Annotated in this window: 23 protein-coding genes and 1 other annotated feature; of the genes, 10 read left to right on the top strand and 13 right to left on the bottom strand. The window is 50.2% G+C overall.

The window, feature by feature from the left end:
- Window positions 1-18: 18 nt before the first annotated feature.
- The 5 genes from KTH90_RS01845 (at window position 19) to KTH90_RS01865 (ending at window position 6,092) form a co-directional block, all read left to right on the top strand.
- Window positions 19-1,701 carry a glycoside hydrolase family 3 protein gene (locus KTH90_RS01845; RefSeq protein WP_158352728.1) on the top strand — a complete coding sequence of 561 codons (1,683 nt, stop codon included), beginning with the start codon at window positions 19-21 and terminating at the stop codon, window positions 1,699-1,701.
- A gap of 19 nt (window positions 1,702-1,720) precedes the next feature.
- Window positions 1,721-2,437 (top strand): MBL fold metallo-hydrolase, encoded by a 717-nt coding sequence (locus tag KTH90_RS01850; RefSeq protein WP_238726220.1) that lies wholly within the window; start codon window positions 1,721-1,723, stop codon window positions 2,435-2,437.
- Complete coding sequence (locus KTH90_RS01855) at window positions 2,434-3,597, top strand: lactonase family protein (RefSeq protein ID WP_158352726.1); 1,164 nt, start codon at window positions 2,434-2,436, stop codon at window positions 3,595-3,597. Before KTH90_RS01850 ends, KTH90_RS01855 begins: the two co-directional genes overlap by 4 nt.
- A gap of 21 nt (window positions 3,598-3,618) precedes the next feature.
- Entirely contained in the window at window positions 3,619-4,326 is a 708-nt protein-coding gene (gene pgmB / locus KTH90_RS01860; protein WP_238726167.1) for a beta-phosphoglucomutase, read from the top strand.
- Between the two features lie 695 nt (window positions 4,327-5,021).
- Window positions 5,022-6,092, top strand: a complete 1,071-nt coding sequence (locus tag KTH90_RS01865) for an NUDIX domain-containing protein (protein WP_158352725.1) — start codon at window positions 5,022-5,024, stop codon at window positions 6,090-6,092.
- A gap of 47 nt (window positions 6,093-6,139) precedes the next feature.
- Here the strand turns inward: KTH90_RS01865 and KTH90_RS01870 are convergent, their stop codons facing one another.
- From KTH90_RS01870 to KTH90_RS01915, 10 genes are all read right to left on the bottom strand, one after another.
- Window positions 6,140-7,006: a transporter substrate-binding domain-containing protein gene (locus KTH90_RS01870; RefSeq protein ID WP_158352766.1), complete on the bottom strand. Its 867-nt coding sequence runs from the start codon at window positions 7,004-7,006 to the stop codon at window positions 6,140-6,142.
- Between the two features lie 162 nt (window positions 7,007-7,168).
- Entirely contained in the window at window positions 7,169-7,960 is a 792-nt protein-coding gene (gene trpA / locus KTH90_RS01875; RefSeq protein ID WP_158352724.1) for a tryptophan synthase subunit alpha, read from the bottom strand.
- Window positions 7,953-9,137: a tryptophan synthase subunit beta gene (trpB, locus tag KTH90_RS01880; protein WP_158352723.1), complete on the bottom strand. Its 1,185-nt coding sequence runs from the start codon at window positions 9,135-9,137 to the stop codon at window positions 7,953-7,955. The genes trpA and trpB overlap by 8 nt, the downstream gene beginning before the upstream one ends.
- A gap of 77 nt (window positions 9,138-9,214) precedes the next feature.
- Window positions 9,215-9,832: a phosphoribosylanthranilate isomerase gene (locus tag KTH90_RS01885; RefSeq protein WP_330655787.1), complete on the bottom strand. Its 618-nt coding sequence runs from the start codon at window positions 9,830-9,832 to the stop codon at window positions 9,215-9,217.
- Complete coding sequence (trpC, locus tag KTH90_RS01890) at window positions 9,825-10,619, bottom strand: indole-3-glycerol phosphate synthase TrpC (protein ID WP_238726169.1); 795 nt, start codon at window positions 10,617-10,619, stop codon at window positions 9,825-9,827. The genes KTH90_RS01885 and trpC overlap by 8 nt, the downstream gene beginning before the upstream one ends.
- A gap of 69 nt (window positions 10,620-10,688) precedes the next feature.
- Window positions 10,689-11,699, bottom strand: a complete 1,011-nt coding sequence (gene trpD / locus KTH90_RS01895) for an anthranilate phosphoribosyltransferase (RefSeq protein WP_158352722.1) — start codon at window positions 11,697-11,699, stop codon at window positions 10,689-10,691.
- Between the two features lie 143 nt (window positions 11,700-11,842).
- Window positions 11,843-12,433, bottom strand: a complete 591-nt coding sequence (locus KTH90_RS01900) for an anthranilate synthase component II (protein ID WP_158352721.1) — start codon at window positions 12,431-12,433, stop codon at window positions 11,843-11,845.
- Window positions 12,417-13,901, bottom strand: a complete 1,485-nt coding sequence (trpE, locus tag KTH90_RS01905) for an anthranilate synthase component I (RefSeq protein WP_330655788.1) — start codon at window positions 13,899-13,901, stop codon at window positions 12,417-12,419. The genes KTH90_RS01900 and trpE overlap by 17 nt, the downstream gene beginning before the upstream one ends.
- Window positions 13,902-14,001: 100 nt before the next feature.
- Window positions 14,002-14,253: a binding site (T-box leader), on the bottom strand.
- Between the two features lie 668 nt (window positions 14,254-14,921).
- Entirely contained in the window at window positions 14,922-15,956 is a 1,035-nt protein-coding gene (locus tag KTH90_RS01910; RefSeq protein WP_238726170.1) for an ArsR family transcriptional regulator, read from the bottom strand.
- 42 nt (window positions 15,957-15,998) lie between these two features.
- Window positions 15,999-16,562 carry a hypothetical protein gene (locus tag KTH90_RS01915; RefSeq protein ID WP_238726171.1) on the bottom strand — a complete coding sequence of 188 codons (564 nt, stop codon included), beginning with the start codon at window positions 16,560-16,562 and terminating at the stop codon, window positions 15,999-16,001.
- A gap of 314 nt (window positions 16,563-16,876) precedes the next feature.
- On the opposite strand from KTH90_RS01915, the gene KTH90_RS01920 reads away from it, so the two are divergent.
- Entirely contained in the window at window positions 16,877-17,296 is a 420-nt protein-coding gene (locus KTH90_RS01920) for a YjdF family protein (RefSeq protein WP_158352717.1), read from the top strand.
- A 58-nt stretch (window positions 17,297-17,354) separates the two neighbouring features.
- Here the strand turns inward: KTH90_RS01920 and KTH90_RS01925 are convergent, their stop codons facing one another.
- Window positions 17,355-18,548 carry an amidohydrolase gene (locus KTH90_RS01925; RefSeq protein WP_238726172.1) on the bottom strand — a complete coding sequence of 398 codons (1,194 nt, stop codon included), beginning with the start codon at window positions 18,546-18,548 and terminating at the stop codon, window positions 17,355-17,357.
- Window positions 18,549-18,710: 162 nt separating this feature from the next.
- Between KTH90_RS01925 and KTH90_RS01930 the strand changes: the two genes are divergently transcribed.
- Both KTH90_RS01930 and KTH90_RS01935 read left to right on the top strand, forming a co-directional pair.
- Complete coding sequence (locus KTH90_RS01930) at window positions 18,711-19,367, top strand: amino acid ABC transporter permease (RefSeq protein WP_238726173.1); 657 nt, start codon at window positions 18,711-18,713, stop codon at window positions 19,365-19,367.
- Entirely contained in the window at window positions 19,357-20,088 is a 732-nt protein-coding gene (locus KTH90_RS01935; protein WP_238726174.1) for an amino acid ABC transporter ATP-binding protein, read from the top strand. The genes KTH90_RS01930 and KTH90_RS01935 overlap by 11 nt, the downstream gene beginning before the upstream one ends.
- Window positions 20,089-20,104: 16 nt before the next feature.
- Here KTH90_RS01935 and KTH90_RS01940 read toward each other — a convergent pair whose 3' ends face one another.
- The gene (locus KTH90_RS01940) at window positions 20,105-20,902 is read right to left on the bottom strand and encodes a MerR family transcriptional regulator (protein WP_238726175.1); all 798 of its coding nucleotides are present in this window, start codon (window positions 20,900-20,902) and stop codon (window positions 20,105-20,107) included.
- Window positions 20,903-21,034: 132 nt separating this feature from the next.
- On the opposite strand from KTH90_RS01940, the gene KTH90_RS01945 reads away from it, so the two are divergent.
- Entirely contained in the window at window positions 21,035-21,688 is a 654-nt protein-coding gene (locus tag KTH90_RS01945) for a GNAT family N-acetyltransferase (RefSeq protein ID WP_158352712.1), read from the top strand.
- Between the two features lie 50 nt (window positions 21,689-21,738).
- Here KTH90_RS01945 and KTH90_RS01950 read toward each other — a convergent pair whose 3' ends face one another.
- A complete protein-coding gene (locus KTH90_RS01950) occupies window positions 21,739-22,527 on the bottom strand; it encodes an AraC family transcriptional regulator (protein ID WP_158352711.1) in 789 nt (262 codons plus the stop codon).
- Between the two features lie 216 nt (window positions 22,528-22,743).
- Between KTH90_RS01950 and KTH90_RS01955 the strand changes: the two genes are divergently transcribed.
- Window positions 22,744-23,730 carry an ROK family protein gene (locus KTH90_RS01955; protein ID WP_238726176.1) on the top strand — a complete coding sequence of 329 codons (987 nt, stop codon included), beginning with the start codon at window positions 22,744-22,746 and terminating at the stop codon, window positions 23,728-23,730.
- The last annotated feature ends 2 nt before the right edge of the window (window positions 23,731-23,732 follow it).

Below are 23,732 nucleotides of genomic sequence, written 5' to 3' on the forward strand. Positions count from 1 at the left end.
AAGGAGATGCGAAAATATATGGTGGCATTAACAGAAAATCCGTTTTTTCTGGATCAGGATCAGAAACGCTGGGTTATGGATACTCTGGCGGGAATGACGGTAGAGGAGAAGATCGGGCAGCTCTTCTGCGAGACACTTTGGAACTGTACCTCTGAGGAGAGCGACGTGATCTTCAGCGAGATCAAACCCGGCGGAGTCATGTTCCGGCCAAACACAGCGGAGGACTTAAACAAGTTCACACAGATTGTTCAGGATCGCTCGGACATCCCGCTTCTGATCGCCGCGAATTTCGAGCGGGGCGGAAACGGGGGAATCAGCAACGGGACCTATTATGGAACACAGATGCAGGTGGCGGCCACCGACAGCGATGCGTGTGCCGAACAGCTGGGTATCATCGCGGGCCGGGAGGGAGCGGCACTTGGATTCAACTGGTCCTTCGCGCCGATCGTGGATATTGATGAGAATTATCTGAGTACGGTGACCAACACCCGTACCTACGGTTCAGATCCGGATAAAATTATCCGTATGGCAAAGGGGTATATAGAGGGTGTCCATCGGTATAATCTGGCCGCCACCATCAAGCATTTTCCGGGCGACGGGAAAGATTTCCGGGATCAGCATAAGGTAGCCACAGTGAACAGCTGTACGGTTGAAGAGTGGGATAAAACCTTTGGAAAAATATACAGGGAACTCATTGCTTTCGGCGCAGACGCAGTCATGGCGGCTCATATTATGTGCCCGGCATACAGCAGATTCCTGAATCCAGGTCTTAAAGACCGGGAGATCCTTCCGGCTTCTCTTTCAAGAGAGCTTCTGCAGGGACTGCTTCGGGACAGGCTGGGCTTTAACGGCCTGATCGTGTCGGATGATACTCATATGACGGGCTTCATGACTTCCATGGAGCGGGAAAAGGCGGTGCCCTTCTGTATCGCGGCCGGAGTGGATATGTTCCTGTTTACCATCAACCACAGGGAAGATGTGGAGTACATGCGAAAGGGAGTCAGAGACGGAATCATTACACAGGAACGCCTGGATGAGGCTGTCACCAGAATTCTGGCTCTGAAGGCAAAGCTTCGGCTGCATGAAAAGAACAATAAACGAAGAGCGGACTTTGGTCAGGAGATCGTCTGCTGTGAAGAGCACAGAACATGGGCCGCAGCATGCGCGGATCAGGCCGTAACCCTGGTAAAGGATGTAAACGGACTGCTGCCGCTGTCACCAGAAAAATATAAACGGTTGCTGCTGATTCCCCTGGAAGGAGAAAAGGCCGGACGATATGATAACAATCCCCAGTATCAGAAATTCCGTGAATCCCTGGAAGCGGAGGGATTCCAGGTGTCCGAAATCGATCTGGAGGAGATGCCGGGAATCGGCAAGACCGGTACCGGTATCCGGCCTTTAAAGGAAAAATATGACCTGATGCTCTATTTTATAGGCGCTCACACCGGATACCGGATCAACTGGCAGTCCATCGTGTGCGGGGAGATACCCTGCTACACGAAGGAGATACCGACCATGGCCATTTCCTTTAACAGCCCTTATATGCTGATGGATATTCCCATGGTCAGTACCTACATCAATGCCTACAGTGAATCCGACTACACCAGAGAAGCGGTTGTGGAAAAGATCATGGGCAGAAGCCCCTTCCTGGGAGTGAGTCCGGTGGACCCTTTCTGTGGAATGTGGGATCTGCCTCTGTAGGAGAAAGAGCGGTGTGATTATGCAGATTATGACAGATGTATATCAGCTAAGCGGGGTACCGCTGGCAACGAATTCCAACAGTTATGTCATTCGGGCAGGAGGACAGCTGATACTGATCGATGCGGGATTCTCTGACCTTCAGTGGGAGAAAATGGAGCAGATGCTCCGATTCTGGGGACTGGATGGGCTTCCGGTCACCCACACCCTGTTTACCCACTGTCATTTTGATCATGCGGGGAACGCCTGGAGGGCCAGAGAACTTGGCTCCCGTATATTGGCCGGACCGGGTGATGCCAAGGCTATGGAGGAGGGGGACAGGAATTGTATCGGATACCTGTTTGGCAGGGAGTTCAGGCCCTGTAAGGTAGATGAAGTCCTGGAGGACGGGCAGGTGCTTTCCTTCGGGGATGTAAGGATCAGAGTGCTTCACGTGCCTGGACACAGCCGGGGATCGATGATGTATGAGGCCAGCCTCCACGATAAGAAGATATTATTCCTGGGAGACTTCCTGGCTGTCGAACCGGCGGCGCCGGAGGACGATATAAAAGTGATGCTGGCCTGGACGGGCGCCCCCGATTTTTCCCGACAGGATTATCTGAAGTCTCTGGAAAAAGCGTCCGGACTGCATGAGGATATTCTGTGCCCCGGACATTACCATCTGCTGTATGGACCGGATGTCTGCAAGCGGGCGCTGCTCATGGCGTATGAACTGGGAAAAGAGACTCTGCCCCTATGAGCAGCAGAAAGTTTATCTATACAGGAAACTGGGCACAGACATACAATGAACCGGGAGAGGCGGCTGTCTGTGTCTACGAATATAAGGAGGCCCAGGGGGAATGGGAGCGGATACAGCGAGTCCCCGTGGAATACAGCATCAGCGGACTCTGGGTAGATACAGAGAAATATATGCTGTATGCCTGCCTGGAAATCTCACGGTTCCATCGGGAAGAACCCGGCGGCCGGGTGCTGTGGTTCAGGATCGATCAGGAGACGGGAACACTTATGCCGGCGGGACAGATCAATTCCTTTGGTGCGTTCCCTCTGGATCTGAAGCTGTCAGAACACTATGCACTGGTGCTGAATCATGGTTCCAACCGGACTCCCGTGTGTGGTGTGTTCGTTGACCGTGACGGCTCGATCCGGACCGGGGAGGTATTCGATGCGGCCACATTGGTGCTCTTTGAGAGAGACGATAGGGGGAATCTCACCAGGCCCAGAGATTTCTATCCGTTTACCGGGGCGGGAGAAATCCCGTTTTTCCAGGATACGGTTTCACCCCACTCCCTGTGCTGCGGTATGGAACGGACGGAATATTTGGTTCCGGAACGGGGAACCGATCAGGTTTCGATATTCCGGATCGATGAGGAAAACTGGAAGATACGCAGACGAGGGGAGATCCGGATTCCCAAGGGATATGGCCCCAGAAATGCTGTGGCGGTAAACGGGCTGTCCAGCTGTTATGTGATTGGGGAGATCACGCCAAAGGTGCTTGCCTGCACCGGGGATAGTCCGGTACAGGAATGGCCTACTGTGCCGGAGAAGGAATTGGGACATTATCGGGATCCGGTCACATCTTTTCAATATCCCCATCCGGTAGCTGTGGCTGTCAGTCCAGATCATCGTTTTCTATACACGCTGACCAGATCCGCAGATGTACTGACCATCTGTTCCCTTGATCCGGAAACCGGTAAGATGGGCATACCCCATTACCACCGGCTGGCAGGTGCCAACCCCAGACAGATGCTGCTGGAGAACAGGGATCTATATATCGTATTCCAGGATACGGAAACCATAGAAAGGATCCGGATGAATCCCCGCACGGGAATTCCGGTCCAGGAAAAAACCATAATCAGAGACATTCCACGCCTGGCGGTGATGGATCTGCTTATCATGTAGTATGTGAGGGGGGAGAAGAGAATGGAACCGATGATACCAGACAGCGGCAAAGAAAGCAGTCAGATGATCAGAGCGTTTATTTTCGATCTGGATGGAGTGCTCACAGATACGGCGGAATATCATTACCAGGCATGGAAGCAGATCGCCGATGAACACGGACTTTTTTTTGACCGCAGTGCCAATGAGCAGTTAAAAGGCGTCAGCCGAAGACGTTCCCTGGAAATTATACTGGAGGCCAATCAGGCAGGGCAGCGTTTTAACGAACAGGAGAAAGAACAGATCATCGGTATAAAAAATAAGATATACCAGAATCTCCTAAAAAATATTACGGTCAGGGATATTTTACCCGGTATCGAAGGTTTTCTGAGGGAAGCCAGGACCAGGGGGCTTTTGCTGGCAGTGGCATCGGCCAGCCGCAATGCGGATACGGTGTTGACCCGTCTGGGAATCAAACCGGTCTTTGACTACATTGCGGATGCCGGTAAGATCGCTAGAACGAAACCCGACCCGGAGGTGTTCTTAGACTGCTGCCGGAATCTGGGCGTCCAGCCGCAGTCCTGTATAGGCTTTGAGGATTCGCAGGCAGGAATTGAAGCCATTCGGTCGGCGCAAATGAGGTCCGTGGGTATCCATGTCAATGTGACATCATTGGCCCCGGATCTTCCATATCAGGGAACGGAGGAACTGGATGTACAGCAGGTACTGGCTTATTTTGAGGAGTCGGTATAGGGGAGACTGTCCGAAAACCAGGGCGCAGCCCGCCAGGCGTCCGCTCTGTACGGACGTATCCTATGGGGCGCCCGCCAGGGAGAGCGGTGTCTGGGGGCCTCTTCCTCACTTAAGGCTGTTACCCGGTTAAATCTAAATGAAATCGGGCCGTCCGGTTGCGGGTACGTGGCTGATTCACCCCGAATGCCGGATGCATTCGCGGCTCAACAGCCACCGAAAGACTGCACGGAACGCAGTCTTTCGCCCACAACCGGACGGCACGATTTCATTAAGATTTCACACGGGCGCCTTATGTGAGGAAGAGGCCCCCAGACACCGCTCTCCCTGGCGGGCGCCCCAAAGGATACGTCCGTACAGAGCGGACGCCTGGCGGGCTGCACCCTGGTTTTCGGACAGCCTCAGGGGGGATCCACTGTTCCTGGTTGGGACTTAATTTCCTTGCTATCATGCTTGCGATAATAAGTTCAGCTTTTTTGTCAAAGTGGAGGAGAAAAAAGTGATTTTTAATGGAATAGGATGTTGGAGTTGAGCATGGTTGCTTTATTTTTGCATGGAAATGCGGTATACTGATACTGTTGGTATTAGAGAATTCAGGTGTCATACCTGAATTAAGCCACAGTAAATGCGGCACTGGAGGAACGCGTAAAACGCATACCTTGAATTAAGCCGCAGTAAATGCGGCACTGGAGGAAACTATGAAAAGTTGTTTGACCACGCTTGGCTACATAGAAAAAGATGACTGTTATCTGATGCTGCACCGGATCGTGAAGAAAAATGATGTAAACAAGGATAAATGGATTGGGATCGGAGGTCATTTTGAGCATGGGGAAAGCCCGGAAGAATGTCTGCTGCGTGAGGCAGAGGAAGAAACGGGACTGATACTAACATCCTATCAGTTCCGTGGGATCGTGACCTTTATCGCAGATGATTATCCTCCGGAATATATGTGTTTGTTTACCGCAGATGCGTTCGAGGGGGAAATGATCTCCTGCGATGAGGGGGTTTTGGAATGGGTGCCAAAACGGGATGTGGAGCAGCTGAATCTCTGGGAAGGGGATCATATTTTCCTGAATCTGATTCGGGAGGGGCATCCGTTCTTTTCATTGAAGCTAAGGTATGAGCGCAATGTGCTGAAAGAAGCCATTCTGGACGGACAGGCCATGGAACTGATCGATATTCGTAATCCGGATGGTACAATTACGGGAAGAGTAAGAGAGCGCACTTTGATCCACCGGGATGGGGATTTGCACGGAACATCCCATGTTTGGATTTACAGAAAGCATGCAGATCGAAGTCATGCAGGCCAGAATCACGCAGGCAAGAGTCATGCAGAGCTGAGCTTTGACCTGCTGCTGCAGAAACGGGCGCGCGGAAAAGACGCGTTTCCGGGCTGCTATGACATCTCTTCAGCCGGCCATATTCCGGCGGGAGATGATTATGCCTCGTCAGCAGTGCGGGAACTTGGTGAGGAGCTGGGGATTTATGCAGATACAATTGATCTGCATTTTCTGGGAATGTATGAGTCCAGGGTCGAGCGGGAATTCTATGGCAGGCCGTTCCGGAATCATGAAATCAGTGCGGTGTATCTGCTGGAAAAAAGCTTGGAACCGGATCAGCTCTCGCTGCAGGAAGAGGAAGTGGAGCGGGTGGTATGGATGAATATAAAGGATATACGGCAGGGGATAGAAGAGAAAACATTGGAACACTGTATCTTTACAGACGAGCTGGATATGCTGGAGAAGTATCTGGCCTCTTCAGGCAGCTGAGCATATAGGATAGAGGGTAGCCAAAATGTAAAGCTTAGACCAGTTATCTATTCTACAATATAGCGGTCCAGGATTTCCTGATAGATCCCATTTTCCTTCAGATTCCGGAGCCCTTGATTAAAGTAATTCAGCAGCTCTTCGTTCTGTCCTTTTTTTACCGCAAACCCATAGGAGTTTCCGGCCTGTTTCTCACCGACCATCTGAATTTTCATTCCCTGGCTGATGGCGTAACCGATGACCGGATAATCCTCAAAGCAGGCAGCCGAGCTGCCGGCCAGGACATCCTGGTACATACTTGCAGAGTCATCAAACACAGTTATCGTGAATCCGTAGGTATCCGCGATGGATTCCGCGTAGGCAGCGCCTTCCGTTCCATTTTTTACCGCCACAGTCTGGCCTTGCAGTTTTTCATAAGAATCCACGGATGAATCCTTAGCTGTGGCCATGACGATACCGGAGTCAAAATACGGATCGGAAAAATCAAATTTAGCCTGTCTGTCCGGTGTGATACTCATACCTGCGATCACACCGTCTGCCTGTCCGGCCTCCAGGGCGGTCACTGCTGCGTCAAACCCCAGGCTCTGCAGTTCAAAGGTAAATCCCTGATCCTCAGAGATCGCATTAAGAAGCTCTATATCGATACCGGTAAAATTCCCATCCACATCTTCAAATTCAAAAGGGGAGAAGGTAGTGTCAGTGGCAATCCGGAAAGATTTAGATTTGCTGGGAGATTCACCAGCAGATGCACTGGCAGGTCCACCGGAATCAGCATTTTCCGCGGCATCCGCATTATTTCCGGAAGGAATCTTTTCTGTGGCAGGGGGAGTCCCCTGATCTGTAATCTGATCTGATGCGCAGGCTGCCAGTGTCAGAGCAGTCAGGCAGGCGGCTGCCAGTAAAATAATTTTTTTCATCATAAGCTTTTACCTCCATATAAGAAAAGAGAACAAGGGCAGGATGCCCATGTTCTCTTTTGTGATTGATACTAATAGAAAATACGCAATTTCCATCAGTTATATTGTCGTATCGTTCGTTCTTTCATGCGGGTTAAGCTTATCACAGCAGGCAGCTCTGCGTCAACTTGTAAAATCATCCAGCCGCATCACAGCTTCTTTCATAGACCGCACATACGCACGTACGGCCTCAACGCAATCCTTTCCGTATTTAGCCACCAGTTTTACAATCGCACTTCCAACGATGGCCCCATCTGAAACCTCAGCCATCTTTGCCGCCTGTTCCGGCGTCGATATCCCGAAGCCCACAGCACAGGGAGTATCGGTAACAGACTTCACCAGCCGCACCATAGCGCCGATATCCGTCCGGATCTCCGAGCGCACACCGGTAACCCCCAGTGAGGACACACAGTAGATAAACCCTTTTGCCTCCTTTGCGATCATGGTGATCCGTTCATTGGAAGTAGGAGCGATCAGTGGAACCAGATCCACCCCAAATTCCGCACATAGTGGGGCCACCTCTTCCTTTTCCTCATACGGCAGATCCGGGATAATCACCCCGTCGATCCCGGCCTCCCGGCATTGGCTGAAAAACCGCTCTTTTCCATAGGTATAGATGGGGTTCATATAGGTCAAAAACACCAGCGGGATCTGTGTCCGCCGCCGTACCCTGGCTGCCATCTCAAAGAGCCTGTCCGTAGTACAGCCGGCTGCCAGCGCCCGTGCGTTGGCCTCCTGGATCACGATACCTTCCGCGGTCGGATCGGAGAAAGGAATTCCGATTTCGATCAAGTCCGCCCCGGCCTGATCCATGGCACAGATCAGCTCTTCCGTGGTTTCCAGATTCGGATCTCCTCCGGTGATAAATGCGATGAATGCTTTTTTGTTCTGAAATGCCTGTGATATTCTACTCATAGATCTGCACCCCCCTGTATCTGGCGATTGCCGCGACATCCTTATCCCCCCGTCCGGACAGATTGACGACAATAATCTGTTCCGGTTTCATGGCCGGTGCCAGTTTTCTGGCATATGCCACCGCATGGGCACTTTCCACCGCAGGGATGATCCCCTCGGTTCTCGAAAGATATTCGAACGCCTGCACCGCTTCCTCATCAGTGACCGGTACATACTCTGCCCGTCCGGTCTCATGCAGCATCGCGTGCTCCGGACCGATGCCGGGATAGTCCAACCCGGCCGAGATGGAATAGACCGGAGCGATCTGTCCATACTCATCCTGACAGAAGATGGATTTCATCCCATGGAAGATGCCCTTGGTCCCCTTAGCGATGGTGGCGGCGTGCTGGTCTGTATCCACACCCAGACCCGCGGCCTCACAACCGATGAGCCTAACGGATGTCTCGGGAATGAACTCATAGAATGCGCCCATGGCGTTGCTGCCGCCTCCCACACACGCCAGTACGGCGTCGGGCAGCCGGCCTTCCCGTTCCAGCAGCTGCTGCCGGATCTCCCTGCCGATGACCGACTGGAAGTCCCGAACGATCATGGGAAAGGGATGAGGCCCCATCACGGAACCTAAGACATAGAGTGTATCATCCACCCTTCTGGTCCATTCCCGCATGGTCTCATTGACCGCATCCTTTAACGTCTGTGTGCCGCTGGTTACCGCGTGCACCTTCGCACCGAGAAGTTCCATCCGGTAGACATTTAACACCTGCCGGTCCGTATCCTCCTTGCCCATGAAGATCTCACAGTCCATGCCCATCAGGGCAGCGGCGGTGGCAGTAGCCACTCCATGCTGGCCGGCTCCGGTCTCCGCGATCACACGGGTTTTTCCCATTTTTTTAGCCAGAAGCACCTGCCCTAACACATTGTTGATCTTATGAGATCCGGTATGGTTTAAATCCTCCCGTTTCAGATAGATTCGCGCGCCGCCCAGATCTTTCGTCATCTTTTCAGCATAATACAAAAGTGAGGGCCGGCCGGCATAGTTTTTCAACAGGTCATCCAGTTCCTGATTAAATTCCGGATCATTTTTGTAGTGCTCATAAGCCGTTTCCAGTTCAATTACCGCATTCATCAGCGTTTCTGGAATATATTGTCCGCCGTAATCACCATATCTTCCCTTTTTCATTTGCTATCTCCATTCTACCGTCAGTGCAGACGGTTTAAAGTCTTTATTCCCTATTTTCATCTCACCCGGCATTCTGCTCAGGTACTCTGTCTGACTGCCGCCAGGAACCGGCTGATCTTATCGAAATCTTTACAGCCGTCCGTTTCCACCCCGCTGCTCACATCTACGCCAAAGGGCCTGCACCGGCTTAGGATATCACATACATTCTGCTCATCCAGCCCACCGGCCAGAAAGTAGGGTTTTTGCAGCTGTTCCGGAATCAGGGAAGGGTCAAACTGCTTACCGCTGCCGCCGTATTGCCCTTCCACGAAAGTATCCAGAAGAAGATAATCGCAGGGCAGTTGTTCCGCTTCCAGGATCTGGTCTTTATTCTGAACCCGGACTGCCCGGATAATTGGAGCCGATGTCTTTTCTTTAAGCCTGCTTATATAAGAGGCATCTTCATCCCCGTGAAGCTGCACGATATCGATGATCCTCTGCCTGCAGAGTGCGGCTACCGTTTCTAAAGGCTCATTGACAAAGACACCTACCGCCTGGATCTGTGGGGCCAGTCTGACCCGCATCCGGATCGCCAGCAGAAGGCTGATCTGCCGTTTGCCGGGGGCGAATACGAATCCGGCGTAATCCGGTTTTAATTGATTTACATAACCGATATCATCTGGTGTGCGCAGTCCGCAGATTTTCACTTTAGTCATAAGCATTCCCCCGAAGCGTGTGTAACATCTTCTGTTTGTCAGGACTTCGCATCAGGGTTTCCCCGATCAGTACCGCGTGGACTCCGGCATCCCTTAAAGCCTGCACGTCGTCAGCGGTACGAATCCCGCTCTCCGCCACAAAGATAATGGATTCCGGGACCAGAGTCCGCAGCTTCCTGCTGTTTTGGATATCCACGTCAAAGGTCTTCAGATTCCGGTTGTTGACTCCGATGATGCGGGCGCCGGCATCAGCTGCGGTTTCAATTTCCTGTTCGTCATGGGCTTCCACCAGAGCGGACAGGCCTAATTGCTGACAGATATCCAGGTATTCCTTAAGAACCGGCTGTTCCAGAAGGGAACAGATCAGCAGTACCGCAGAGGCTCCCAGGAGTTTGGACTGGTAGATCTGGTACGGATCAATGGTAAAATCCTTTCTGAGAACAGGTATCTTGACCGCGTTTACGATTTCTTCCAGATATTCATCTTTTCCCAAAAAGAACTGGGGCTCCGTCAATACGGAGACGGCTGCCGCCCCTGCCTGCTCATATTCCCGGGCTATCTGAACATAAGGGAAATCTTCTGCGATGATCCCTTTTGACGGGGAAGCTTTTTTTACCTCACAGATAAAGTTGATATCCCACTGCCTTAAGGCCTGTTCAAATGGAAAGCAGTGGTGCTGCGCCTTCGCTGTCCGAATGGCAGCCTCCTCCAGCTCTTTCGGTGGTATTTGCTTTTTCTGCTGCGTCACCCGCAGGGCTGTTGCTTCTGCGATTGTATCTAATATCATGCCTGTATTCTCCTGCTTCTTATTCTGAATTTGATTGCCATCCGGGCGATTTGATTGCCATCCGGGCGCTTAGATGGTATTGGATAACTCCACGAAACGATTGAGCTGTTCCAGCGCTTTTCCGCTGTCTATGATATCGGCAGCCATGGCTACCGCCTGGTCCATGGTGACATCATTCTGTGTCATATAAATGCAGGCGGCTGAGTTTAACAGTACGGCATCCCTTTTCGGTCCCTTTTCCCCGCTTAGAATATTGCGGGCGATCCGGGCGTTCTCCTGAGGGTTGCCGCCGACCATATCCTGTTTCTCACACATGGTAAAACCGTATTGCTCAGGCTTTATCATATAACATTTTACCACGCCGTCCCTCAGCTCACAACAGGTAGTCGGCGCGCTCAATGAAATTTCATCCAGACCGTCCTGGCCGTATACCACCATGGCCCGTTTGACACCCAGTTTCAGCAGTACCTGGGCTAACGGCTCCACCAGGGATTCCTCATAGACACCCAGAAGTTCGAAGTTCGCGCCAGCCGGATTGGCCAGGGGACCCAGGATGTTAAATACGGTGCGGATGCCCAGCTCTTTGCGGACCGGCGCTACGAAACGCATAGCCGAGTGGTATTTCTGGGCAAACATAAAGCACAGGTTGATTTCTTTTAAAATTTCAGCGCTTTGGGCCGGACTGATCTCAATATTCACCCCCAGCGCTTCCAGCACGTCAGCGGCGCCGCATTTACTGGATACGCTGCGGTTCCCATGCTTGGCGACCGGAATGCCGGCGGCGGATACCACCAGGGAGGAGACGGTGGAAATGTTAAAGGTATTGGCTTCGTCTCCGCCGGTTCCCACAATCTCCAATACATCCATATCGTGGAGCAGGCGGGTACAGTGCTTGCGCATTCCGGCCGCGCAGGCGGTAATCTCGTCGATGGTTTCCCCTTTCATGCGCAGAGCGGTCAGGAACGCGCCCATATGGATCTGGGAAGCTTCCCCATCCATGATTTCGTCCATCACCTGTTCCGCCATTTCATAGGATAAATCTTCATTGTTTACCAGTTTGTAGATTGCTTCTTTGATCATTTTTTCTTCCTCCGATTTTTATTATTTTCTACGTACACCATTAGTGATTTAGTTTTACGCAGTGATTATTCAGTAATTTTTCAGTATAAAACTCGGTATTCATCTCAGAGATTATAGTATTTAACTCAGAGATTACATCGCTTTTAACTCAGCAATGATTCCGCATGCAAGTTTAGAAAATTTTTCATAATAGAGGCTCCGTCCGGCGTAAGGACAGATTCCGGATGAAATTGCAGGCCGTAGACGGGGTATTCCCTGTGACAGACTGCCATAATATCCTGCTCCTGGGTCCGGGCGATGATCTGAAGCTCTTCCGGAAGGGTGTCCGGATCCGCGACCAGAGAGTGGTACCGGGCCACCCGGATTTCTTCCGGAAGACCCGAGAACAACGGATTCTGTGTGTCGATCCGGATCACGCTCTGCTTTCCATGCATCAGTTTGGGGGCATAGGTGATACGTGCGCCCAGCGCTTCGCAGATCCCCTGATGACCCAGACAGACACCCAGTATGGGAATCCTGCCTTTTAATCTGCGCACGGTTTCCTCGCAGATACCGGCGTCCTTCGGCCTCCCGGGGCCGGGGGACAGAAGAATGTGGGAGGGGGCTGCGTTTTGTATTTCCTCTACCGTCCACGCATCGTTCCGGATCACCCGGATTTCCTCAGTTATCAGACTTCCCACCAGCTGAACCAGGTTATAAGAAAAGCTGTCATAGTTATCAATGAGCAAAATCATATTCCGTCACCTCCCCGGCCCTTCGAAGAGCCTCCATCACAGCCTGGGCCTTATTGGCACATTCCTCATACTCCAGCTGCGGAACACTGTCCGCCACGATACCGGCCCCGGCCTGCACATACACTTTACCGTCTTTTTTTACCGCGGTCCGGATCGCGATGCATACATCCAGGTTGCCGGAAAAATCTATGTATCCAATGGCGCCGCCGTAGATCCCTCTGGCCTCAGGCTCCAGTTCATCGATGATTTCACAGGCCCGGAATTTTGGCGCACCGGAGAGGGTCCCGGCCGGAAGGAGGGCTTCTATGGTATCACATCCATCCATCCTCTCATCCAGCGTGCCGCTGACCACCGATGCGATATGCATGACCCTGGAGAAACGGTGTATCTTCATGTAATCCTCCACATGGACACTTCCGAATGCAGCTACCTTTCCTACGTCATTTCGGGCCAGATCCACCAGCATATTGTGCTCAGAACGTTCTTTTTCATCGGCCAACAGTTCTCTTTCCAGCCGTTCATCCTCCTCCCTGGTCCTGCCTCTGGGTCTGGTACCTGCCACAGGGAAGGTGGTGAGTTTGTTATCTACCAGTTTGATCAGAGTTTCCGGAGAGGCACCTGCGATCTGCAGGGAACCGCTCTGTATAAAATACATATAGGGGGATGGATTCGTAGTGCGCAGCACCCGGTACATATTCAGCAGGCTTCCCCTGTAATCCGCCGTGAATTTTCTGGAGATCACACCCTGAAAGATATCTCCCTCCCGAATGTAATGCTTCGTCTTTTCCACCATTTGCAGATAGTCATTCCGGGATGTATTGCAGATGAACCGGGGGATGTCAGGCTCCGGTTCTTTTGGTTTTTCCGCCGGCATGGGACCGCAGATCATGTGAATCAGCTGATCGATCTCCAGCGCAGCCCTGCGGTACCCCTGTTCCTGATCTTTTAGCTTTGCATTGACGATTACACAGATCTTCTGGCGGAGATGATCAAAGGCGATCACTTTATCAAACAGCATCAGATCCAGATCCTGAAATCCGCTGTCCTTGATCTTGAGTTTGGGTTCCGCATAGGCGATCATCTCATAAGAGAAATAACCCACGAAGCCCCCGGTAAAAGTCGGCAGGCCTTCGATGCGGGGCGCCCGGTATCCGGACAATAGTTCCCGCAGGATTTCCATGGGTCGGCCCGTTTTCCTCCGTTCGGTTTCCCCGCTTTTGATCCGGGTTTCGCCGCTCTTGCAGGTGATATGCATCAGCGGCTGGTAACCCAGAAAGGAGTACCGCCCCCATTGTTCCCCGCCCTCCACGCTTTCCAACAGGAAAAAGTTCTGATCCAGCATAGAAAGCTTTTTCAGCAGATTGATGGGAGTAATGACATCTGCATAGATTTCCCTGCACAGCGGCACCAGGTCATATTCTGTCTGAAAAGTTTTGGTTTCTTCATAGGTGAGATTCATTTTATCCATAGATCATTCACTCCTTTACCATGGGTGATCCCCATTCCATCTCATAAAAAAACAAATGTTACTATTTATACCAATAAAAAAAGCCTCCATCCCTCTAAAAGAAAGGGACAAAAGCTGCGCTTCTGCGATACCACCCTGATTGATGTCTTTTTGTGACACCCGCTCTGTTACATACTATCATATGCACCCCGTTGATAACGGATGGGGAACCCGTCCAAAGCTACTCGCGCCACCGCTTTCGCTTAAGCCCTCCCAGGCCCATTCGAATCTCTTCCGGCATACCGCGTTCTCAGCCCCTGCGGTTCTCTGGAATGCCTTTCCAAGTTCTACTCTTCCCGGTCAATGGTTTTTTACTCTAATTGCTTAAAGTATACGGACCTGCGTAGTATTTGTCAATCTTTTTTTAACTTTTCCTTTTATACTGTTTATTATGGGGCCGGGCCTGACGGAACCAGGAGGCGGGAACGTCCCTTAAGCCGGCTTCCCTTTCCCCGGGCGCCGCTGCAATTCGGATCCCTGAAAAAGCAACCTCATAAACAGCTGCGGGAGCCTCTGAAAACAGTGAGGATGTCGGCGTGTGAGCCTCCATCCTCACTTGAGTCTCCCTCCGCTATTCGGCCATGCTTTTTCAGGGATCTGAATTGCAGCGGCGCCCGGGGAAAGGGAAGCCAGGCTCAAGGGACGCTCCCGCCTCCTGGTTCCGTCAGGCCCTGCTTTAAAACAGGCGGAGGGTAACGCGAAATACTATTTTGGTTTTGTGATTTTGTCACTTTTCCAGTAATTTATTGACAGCATCAATTCCGGACCTTATTATGGATAGAATGGGAAAATTATAACTGTAATAAAACTTTGAAAAAGTAAGGATTGGGGAGGTAAGGATTGAGGAAGTCAGCATTGGATAAATAAAGGTTTGGAAAGTTAGTATTGGGAATGAACGCTTTAGGAAGATGGGTTCGATACAATAAAATCCATCTGCATATAGAGAGTTTATGCAGATGGATAAACAGTGAAAAATCAAAATCAGGATAACAACATATGCTCCAGTATAGACAGGAACCGGGCAATGTTTTCTTTTTCCAGACAGTAATATACTTTCCCCTCCTTTTTTTCAACCGTCACAAACCCACAGGTGAGCAGGGCATTCATGTGATGGGAGGTGGTGGAGGGCGACAGTCCGAGGGCCTCCGCCAATTCCAGATTATACATACTGGTATTTTTCAGAATACACAGGATATCCAGCTTACTCTTATCGCTTAAAGATTTTGCCTGTCGAATGACGGTTTCACTGGAATATTTGCCGGAGGCATCCTCTGACCTGAGGGTTTCAAGCAGGATTCCCTGGTAACCATGGGTATACAGGACTAACAGAACCATGGGGGCTGCAAGTGAGATATAGATGATGGGAGTGTCTGCGCAGGTTCCGGCAATCTTTAAAAATGGGGGGTCTTCGTATACGGCGGTGCGTTTCAAGAGTTTTTCCAGAGGTTTTTTGACAGCGGCTATGGCCCTGTCATACGCATCTGTGTTAGCCCTGACGGTGTCAAAAAGGCAGGTGATCCAGTAATCAGGCTTTCTTAAAAGCTCTAGTGTGTGCCATTTCTCTTCGGTCTTGATATCTGCGGAATCCAGAAATTGCAGAATCGCTAGTTCGTCCGGTAATCGGGGCAGATCTTTTTCATCCGGAAGATGAGGATGATCCTGGGGATCCTCTATGAGATACGCCAGACATCCCCGCAGCCGGCTACAGTCTATTTCAGCGGGATGATCATAGTAATAACGGTTTTCTATGGCCATGGCGATCAGAAGATGAAAGGAATCATCGGAAACCTGTTCAAAAAAGAAAGAATCTTGTGGCCCGTCTGTCTTATATTTTTTAAATGTATCTACGTAAGTCTCCAATATTTTCATATGAGCCTGGAAAAACTCATCCCCTTTGAGTCCATACTCATCCAGTGATTTGATGGTCTCTTCTTTCCAGTCGGGATTATGACACAGATATAACAAACCCAGTATTTCAAAAAGAGGGTCCAGCTCATTTTTCAGTATGATGTCCATAGAATTCCTCCGTTCACTATTTCTCACCTTTTGGCATCCCACTCATGTATGCCCTTCAAAATCTTTCTCCACAGTAAGCGCACGGATCGTTCCTGTCTGGCTGTTGATGGAGAAGGTATAATTTACATCCCCCACACGATAATGGAGGTTCGAATCCTCTACCAGATCCGGCTTGCCGAACAGCCTGATCATTTCATCGTGATCCAGCTCAAACAGATTCACATCATTTATCGTTATATCCACGGGCTCGTGCTCCGGATTCTGTTTGTCAGAACCTTCCAGCTGTATGGTGATTCCGTAGATCTCACAATCTTCAATTGGACATTTTTCCTCTGTGTGATTGATGAGAGTGGCGGTACCATAAGAAATATCCCCCTTCCCGATGGGAAGCAGGTTCACATACTGCATTCCACCCAATTCCGGGACACGCCTGCAGACCGGGGAATCGATCAGTTCCACATGGTCTTTTAGTTCACGCATGGTGATCCGGCCCGGTATAAAGGTTGTGCCGCCGATCTTGATTACCGGCGGTTTGGGGCTGCTGCAACCGTACACAAATACTGTAGCCAGCACCAGGAGTGCCGCTACACACACACGTTTTATCATATGCAATTCCTCCTCATAAATCTTCCCTGCTTTTATCTTAGTCAAAAATTTGCTCCGTGTAAATATATTTGTGCAATTCATTGAAAAAAATGCATCCAATATTTGAGGCAGATTTGAGCCAAAAAAAGTGATGAAACGAGCCAATGGTAGAATAATAAGTATCCATATGTTACAATTTAACTGCGAAGATAAAAACACAGTCCCGGTAGGTAGTCCGGGCGCAGCGGAAGAGATCAGTGAGACCGCTGTCAGTAACCTTCCTCCTTAGGTCGTCCGTTCTTTGCGATTCAAAATTTATGTAAGGAGGAGTCGTGATGGACAAAACGGAAACCAGATTCACGGTGTTTTTCGAGGACCCGTTCTGGGTAGCGTTATATGAGCGGATCAGCAGCGGCAGATATGAGGTGTGTAAGATCACCTTTGGGGCGGAACCAAAAGATTATGAGGTATACGCGTTTCTGCTCCAGAACTTTAGAAGCCTGCGGTTCAGCCCATCCCTGCCGTCGGACGGTTTTAAGCAGATGCCCCGGAATCCCAAACGGGTGAAGCGCACGATCTCAAAAGAGCAAAGATCGGCAGGTACCGGCACCAAAGCCCAGCAGGCGCTGGCTCTTATGAGAGAGCAAAATAAGCTGGAACGCAGGGCGGTAACACGCAGCCGGAAAGAGGAGGAAAAAGACCGCCGTTTTGAAGAGCATCGCACAAAGCAGAAAGAAAAACATAAAGGGCATTGAAAGAATGCCTGATGAAGAAACGGGGTATGCCCGATTCCAAAAGCCGGGCCTGAGTGATTCAGGTTACCGGCTTTTGAGCTGCTGGGAGATCTTCCGGATTGTCTTTTTGGTAAACGATTCTGCCGTTGATCAGGGTGTACAGGCAGGAGGTAAACACTTCCAGGGGATTGCCGTCAAAGATGGCGATATCGGCGTCCTTTCCAGGCTCCAGGCTGCCCATGCGGTCCTCCACACCACAGATTCTGGCCGCGTTGATCGTAATGGCTTTTAATCCTTCCTCCATGGGAAGGCCTTTTTTTACGGCAAGACCCGCGCAGAGGGGAAGGTACTGGATCAGGGAGACGGGATGGTCGGTGGTGATGGCCGTCAGCACACCATGCTCCTGAAGGCAGCCGATGGTTTTAAAGTCCATATATTGTACCTCGATCTTGGAGCGGGTAGTAAGCTCCGGGCCCACGATGGCAGGAAAGCCGGATTCTTTTATTTCCTCAGCGATCAGGTGGCCTTCTGTGCAGTGATCCAGAGTAAGGTCCAGATCAAATTCCTCTGCGATGCGGATCGCGGTCAGAATATCATCTACCCGGTGAACATGGGCTTTCAGCGGTATCTCCTTTCGCAGTACCGGAAGCCAGCACTCCATACGGAAGTTTTCCTTCTCAAGATCACCGTCCTCTTTTTCGTGCTGATATTGGCGGGCATTGAATAGTTCCTCCCTGAGAAGTCCGGCGATCGCCATACGGGTGGAGGGGATCTGGCTCATATCACCGTAGCAGACTTTCGGATTCTCTCCAAAGGCTATTTTCATAGCCGAGGGACTTTTGACGACCAGATCATCTATTCTGCGGCTGCCCTTGGTTTTCATGACCAAAAATTGGCCGCCAACCACATTGGCGCTCCCGGGACCGACCTGTACCGCGGTGATGCCGGCTGCTGCGGTGTCGTCAAAAGCCGCATCCATCGGATTGACAGCGTCAATGGCCCTCAGCCATGGAGTAACCGGGGTGGTGGCCTCGTTGCAGTCATCGCCCTCAGCGCCTTTTTTTTCTTCTATAATGCCGATATGGCAGTGAGCCTCTATCATGCCGGGCATTACGATCGCGCCGGCCGCGTCAATAACCGCAAGATCCGGATTATCGGGAGGCTCGATCCACTTAGCGATTTCTTTAATTTTTCCATTCTCGATCAGAACACATCCGCAATCGTAATTTTTACCTGCCATTGTCCAGATATTTCCATTTTGTATCAACAGCATAGATTTTTCCTCGCTTTCTATCCATCAGCTTTATTATTACTGCAGTAAGGGAATTTATGCATGAGCGCGCCGGGATAGCAATTCTTGTATCATTTCCGGTAAAAATGAGAAGAATTGTATCAAAAGCCTTTATATTTACGAAGAGAGGAAAGGGAACAAGAAATGACGATTCTGGAATTGATTACGGAAAATTACGCCCGGCTGCTGGAAGGAATGGGGCGGACCCTGCTGCTTACCTTCTGGTCCCTGATCCTGGCGACGGTGCTGGGACTTATCTTTGGGATGATGAAGGTGGCAAGAGGAAAGGTATGGCATATTCTGTCCTCTGTCTACGTTGATGTAATTCGGGGAATTCCTGTTTTAGTGCTGGCGTTCTTCGTATATTTCGGTATACCCCAGGGATTCGGAGTGAATATCTCCATCTTTCAGGCCAGCCTGATCGTTCTGAGCCTGAACGCAGGAGCTTATATGGCGGAGATCGTCCGGGGAGGAATCCAGTCGGTGGACCAAGGACAGATGGAGGCCGCCAGGAGTCTGGGGCTGCCATACGGCAGGGCTATGCGCAAAGTGGTACTCCCCCAGGCCATCCGCACCATGATCCCGTCTATTATCAATCAATTCATTATCACGCTGAAGGACACGTCGATCCTGTCTGTCATCGGCTATGCGGACCTGATTAAAGTAGCCAAGGCGATTATCGCACGGAATTTTGAAGCTTTCCGCATGTGGCTGATTGTGGCGCTCATGTACCTGATCGTCATTACGGTTCTGTCAAAGATCGCGAAAGCCATAGAGAGGAGGATGACCTATGCAAAATAAAGTATCGGTGAAAGGACTGGTCAAGTCTTTCGGGGATCTGGAAGTGTTAAAGGGCATGGACGTGGAGATCGAAGAGGGGGAAGTGGTGTGCCTGATCGGCCCGTCCGGTTCAGGAAAATCCACTTTCTTAAGATGTCTGAACCGGCTGGAACAGATAACGGCCGGGACGGTAGTCATCGACGGCTTCCCCATCACAGATCCGCAGACGGATATCAATACGGTACGGGAAAATATCGGGATGGTTTTTCAGCATTTTAACCTGTTTCCCCATAAGACTGTATTGGAAAATATCATGCTGGCGCCTGTGGAGCTCAGAAGGAAAACCAAAGAGGAAGCAGAAATGAGGGGCGCGCAGCTTCTGGAAATGGTAGGCTTGGCGGATAAAGCCGATGTCTATCCTGCACAGCTCTCCGGCGGACAGAAACAGAGGGTCGCCATCGCCCGGGCCCTGGCCATGGATCCGGATATCATGCTGTTTGACGAGCCCACCAGTGCCCTGGACCCGGAAATGGTGGGAGAGGTGCTTCAGGTGATGAAACAACTGGCAGCCGACGGTATGACCATGGTGGTGGTCACCCATGAGATGGGCTTTGCCAGAGAAGTATCCGACCGGGTGATCTTCATGGATGGCGGATATATCGTGGAAGAAGGTTCGCCGGAACAGATTTTCGAACATCCGCAGAATCCCAGGACCATAGATTTCCTGAACAAGATATTATAAGCGTGAATGTCCAATCTTACCCACAGAGGATTGAGATCTGAGTGATATATTCCCCCATGTCGCGCAGCACCATTTCATTCATGCCTTCTTCATAAGAATAACCTTTTAATTGGATTCCCTCCCGAAGGGAATACTGCTCCATTCGTATATAGGTATCCGGTATCCTGTCCCATTCTCCGATACAGAACGCGCGGAGATATTTTCCGGCTGGTTTCCGATGACAGTCCACCTTGGGAGAAGAGCCGGGTAACCGGACAAAGAAATAATCGTCTGTCTCAAATTCATGAGCCAGTATCTTTCGGACAGATAACATGGTTCCGCAGCCATTTCCAAATATCCGGCCCGGCAGTTCCTTCACTTGTTCCATCATAGTCAACGTTTCCGATTCCCCGGGGATACAGGGATCGATCAGCAGGAGTTCCTCAGGACAGTCCACGATGGTTATTGCCTCCAAATCGCAATCTCTGCAGTAGGCCAGCTGGTCTTTGCGCTGCGTCAGCAGATTCCTTATTTCCTGCAATTTCCGTATTGTGTCGTCGATATCAGTTATCTTTGTACTGAGGATATGGTCCAGCAGTTCCGGTGAGCTCTGGGAACGGTAACGGAGGATTTCTTCAATCGACATACCCAGGTCACGGAAAGTCAGAATCATTTCCAACTCCGGGCTCTGATGGTAAGTATAATAGCGGTAATGATTATCTCCTTTATAAGCCGGAGAAAACAGGCCGATCTGATCATAATAGTGGAGGGTCCGTTTGTTAATGTGATGGAGCCGGGCAAACTGTCCGACGGTAAATAGATTTTGGGTGAACATGGTATTTCCCCTCTTTTTTAGCCTTATAATCAAGAATTAGCTCTTACATTTTTTTATAGTGGCACTTGACTTTACAGTTACTGTATAGATTACCATACCTATCAGAGTAAGAAAAGTCAAGGAGGAAATAAAATGGATCTTAATCAAAACATAAAAAACAACATGCATAACAAAGTCACATACAGGCCGATTCAAAAATCTGATTACCCGGTACTGGCCGATCTGATCAGCAATACCTGGGGATACAAAAAGTTCAGTTCTCCCCGAACCGCTTTCCGTATGGGGATGCTATATCTGAGGGGATGCCTGGCGGATCAGACCTATTCCTGTGTCGCCGAGAAGCGCGGCACTCCGGTAGGACTTATCCTGGGCCGTGGTAAAAAGCCGGGAATTAAGACTCTGCATCACCGCCTGGCTCAGCTGCCATGGATTCTGGCTCTTCTGCTGTCCAGAGAAGGACGTTCTATTGCAAGAATGTTTGGGGGATTTTCGGATATAGACAGCAACCTTCTGATAGACAGCGGAAAGCAATTTGACGGTGAACTGACCCTGTTCGTAATCCGCAGCGATCAGAGAGGAGCGGGGATCGGTAATAAACTGTTCGGGAATTTTATGAATTATCTGAAATCACAATGCGTTAAAAATTTCTATTTATTTACTGACACCACCTGTAATTACGGTTTCTATGAACACAAGGGCTTGTCACGGATCGGGGAAAAAAGTGTGAAAGTACCGATTCAGCCCGATAAAGAAATGCAGTTCTTTTTATACGAGTACAGCGCATAGTAACTGCGGATAGAAAATTGTCCAATTATGCGGAAACCGTCGCGTCTGGTTTACCGATCCGCGGGCTTATCAGATGAATTCTTTCCGGTTTTATCCCCGGCGTTGAAGCCGGAGCGGAAAAACCGTTTCCGGTACTCGTTAGGGGTAAAGCCGTAGATATTGCGAAACAGCTTGGTAAAATAACTCTGAGAGCTGAAAGCCAGGATGGATGAGATCTCAGCGCAGCTGGTGTCGGAATATAAAAGCATGTTCTTGGCCGCCTGCATCCGCCGGCCTGCGATGTAATCCGATATAGTCTGACCGGTTTCGCGTTTAAACAGGCCGGACAGATAATTGGGATGAAGATTCACATGCTCGGCCAGCAGCACCACGGTTATCTTTTCGTGCAGATGATAATAGATATAATCCATGCATTGAATCACAGGCTTGGAAAATACGCTTTTTTTCCTTAGCAGATTCATGGAGTTGGTAAAATAAGTGAGCATATCCCGGTACAATATTACGATGCTTTTCACATCCTCACAGGAATCCATGCGCTGGATATACAGATCACTGGCCGTGTAGGCTTCCTCCTCATCCATGCCGCCCTCGATGGAAAACCGTGTGGTCAGTGTGGTAGAGGCCACAAACATATATTTATAATTCCGAATAGGATCATCGGAGAGATGCCCGGGCAGGTCGGAGGTGAACATCCTGACGCTGCTCTCGATCTCCTCCATATTCCCGGATTTTACCCGGTCATAAAGAATCAGTTCTTCATCATATCTGTGATGTCTGGTATTATTTTCCCGTCTCAAAAAATCCTGATAATAAAGCTTCTGTTTATCTACATATGGCATATCTCATTCCTCGTCTATTGTAATATTTGCACAAAAAAATCCCTAAAATTTGTCTGGTTCGTCAAATAAACAATCATGTGAGAATTATAACATAAATATGAGTAAAATGATATATAAGTTTGGAGCTTTTTGTTAGTCTGTATCCAAGTTAAGAAAAAGCGTTTCGTTCAGGCAGAAAATGATAACTGTTGGAATGGGAACGGGGAGTGAATGATGATGAAATGTTTGGCTTGTGATTTTGGCGGAAGCTCAGTAAAATATGCACTGGTAGACGACCAGGCACAGATGGAAGAATCCGGGAAGCTTCCGGCGCCGTTAGACTCTGCGGAACAATACGTGGACACCGTGGGCCGGCTGTATGATGAGTACCGGAACAGGATAGAAGGCATCGCCATCAGTATGCCTGGTTATATTAACCCGGAAAACGGCTACCTGTCAGACGCGGGTGCGTATATGCAGTTATATGGAAACAGCATTATAGATCTGCTTAAGAACCGGTGTCCCATTCCCATTGCCGTGGAAAATGATGGAAAGTGTGCTGCGCTGGCGGAAGCGTGGAAGGGCTCTTTGGCAGGATGCAAAAATGCAGTAGCCCTGGTGCTGGGCTCCGGTATAGCCGGAGGGATTATCAAGGACGGGAAGATACACAGCGGCCGGGACTTTGCGGCCGGGGAGCTGTCGTACCTGATTACGGATCCCACTAAGCATAACGAGCTGGGGTGCGCATATATGTCCGCCGCCATGCACGGTCTCACCTACCGTGTGTGCAAGGCTAAGAATATCGACTTGGCAGTCCAGGACGCGGCGTCCATATTGAAATGGCTGGATGAGAATATACGGATGCCTTATGTAGAGCCTGATAGAGAATTGAAGAAGATCAAGGCCGACGGCATCAGCATATTTCAGTGGCTGTCGGAGGGGGATACCGATATATTGAGCATATACCGCAATTTTATCAGAACCCTGGCTCAGGTAGTACACAGCGTTCAACTCTGTTTTGCTCCGGAGAAGATCTCCATTGGCGGAGGCTTAAGCCTGCAGAAGAGGATTTTCAGGGATCTGGAGGATGAGCTCCAAAGCTACTATCAGGGAATGCGCTTAGGCAGGCAGCTGCATGCTACAATTGTGAAGAGCCGGTACCTGAACGAATGCAACCTTGTCGGAGCTATGTATAACTATCTGCTTCATTTTGGTTACTCTTAAAT

The sequence above is a fragment of the Diplocloster modestus genome (assembly GCF_019042245.1).
In the GTDB taxonomy this organism is placed as follows: domain Bacteria; phylum Bacillota; class Clostridia; order Lachnospirales; family Lachnospiraceae; genus Diplocloster; species Diplocloster modestus.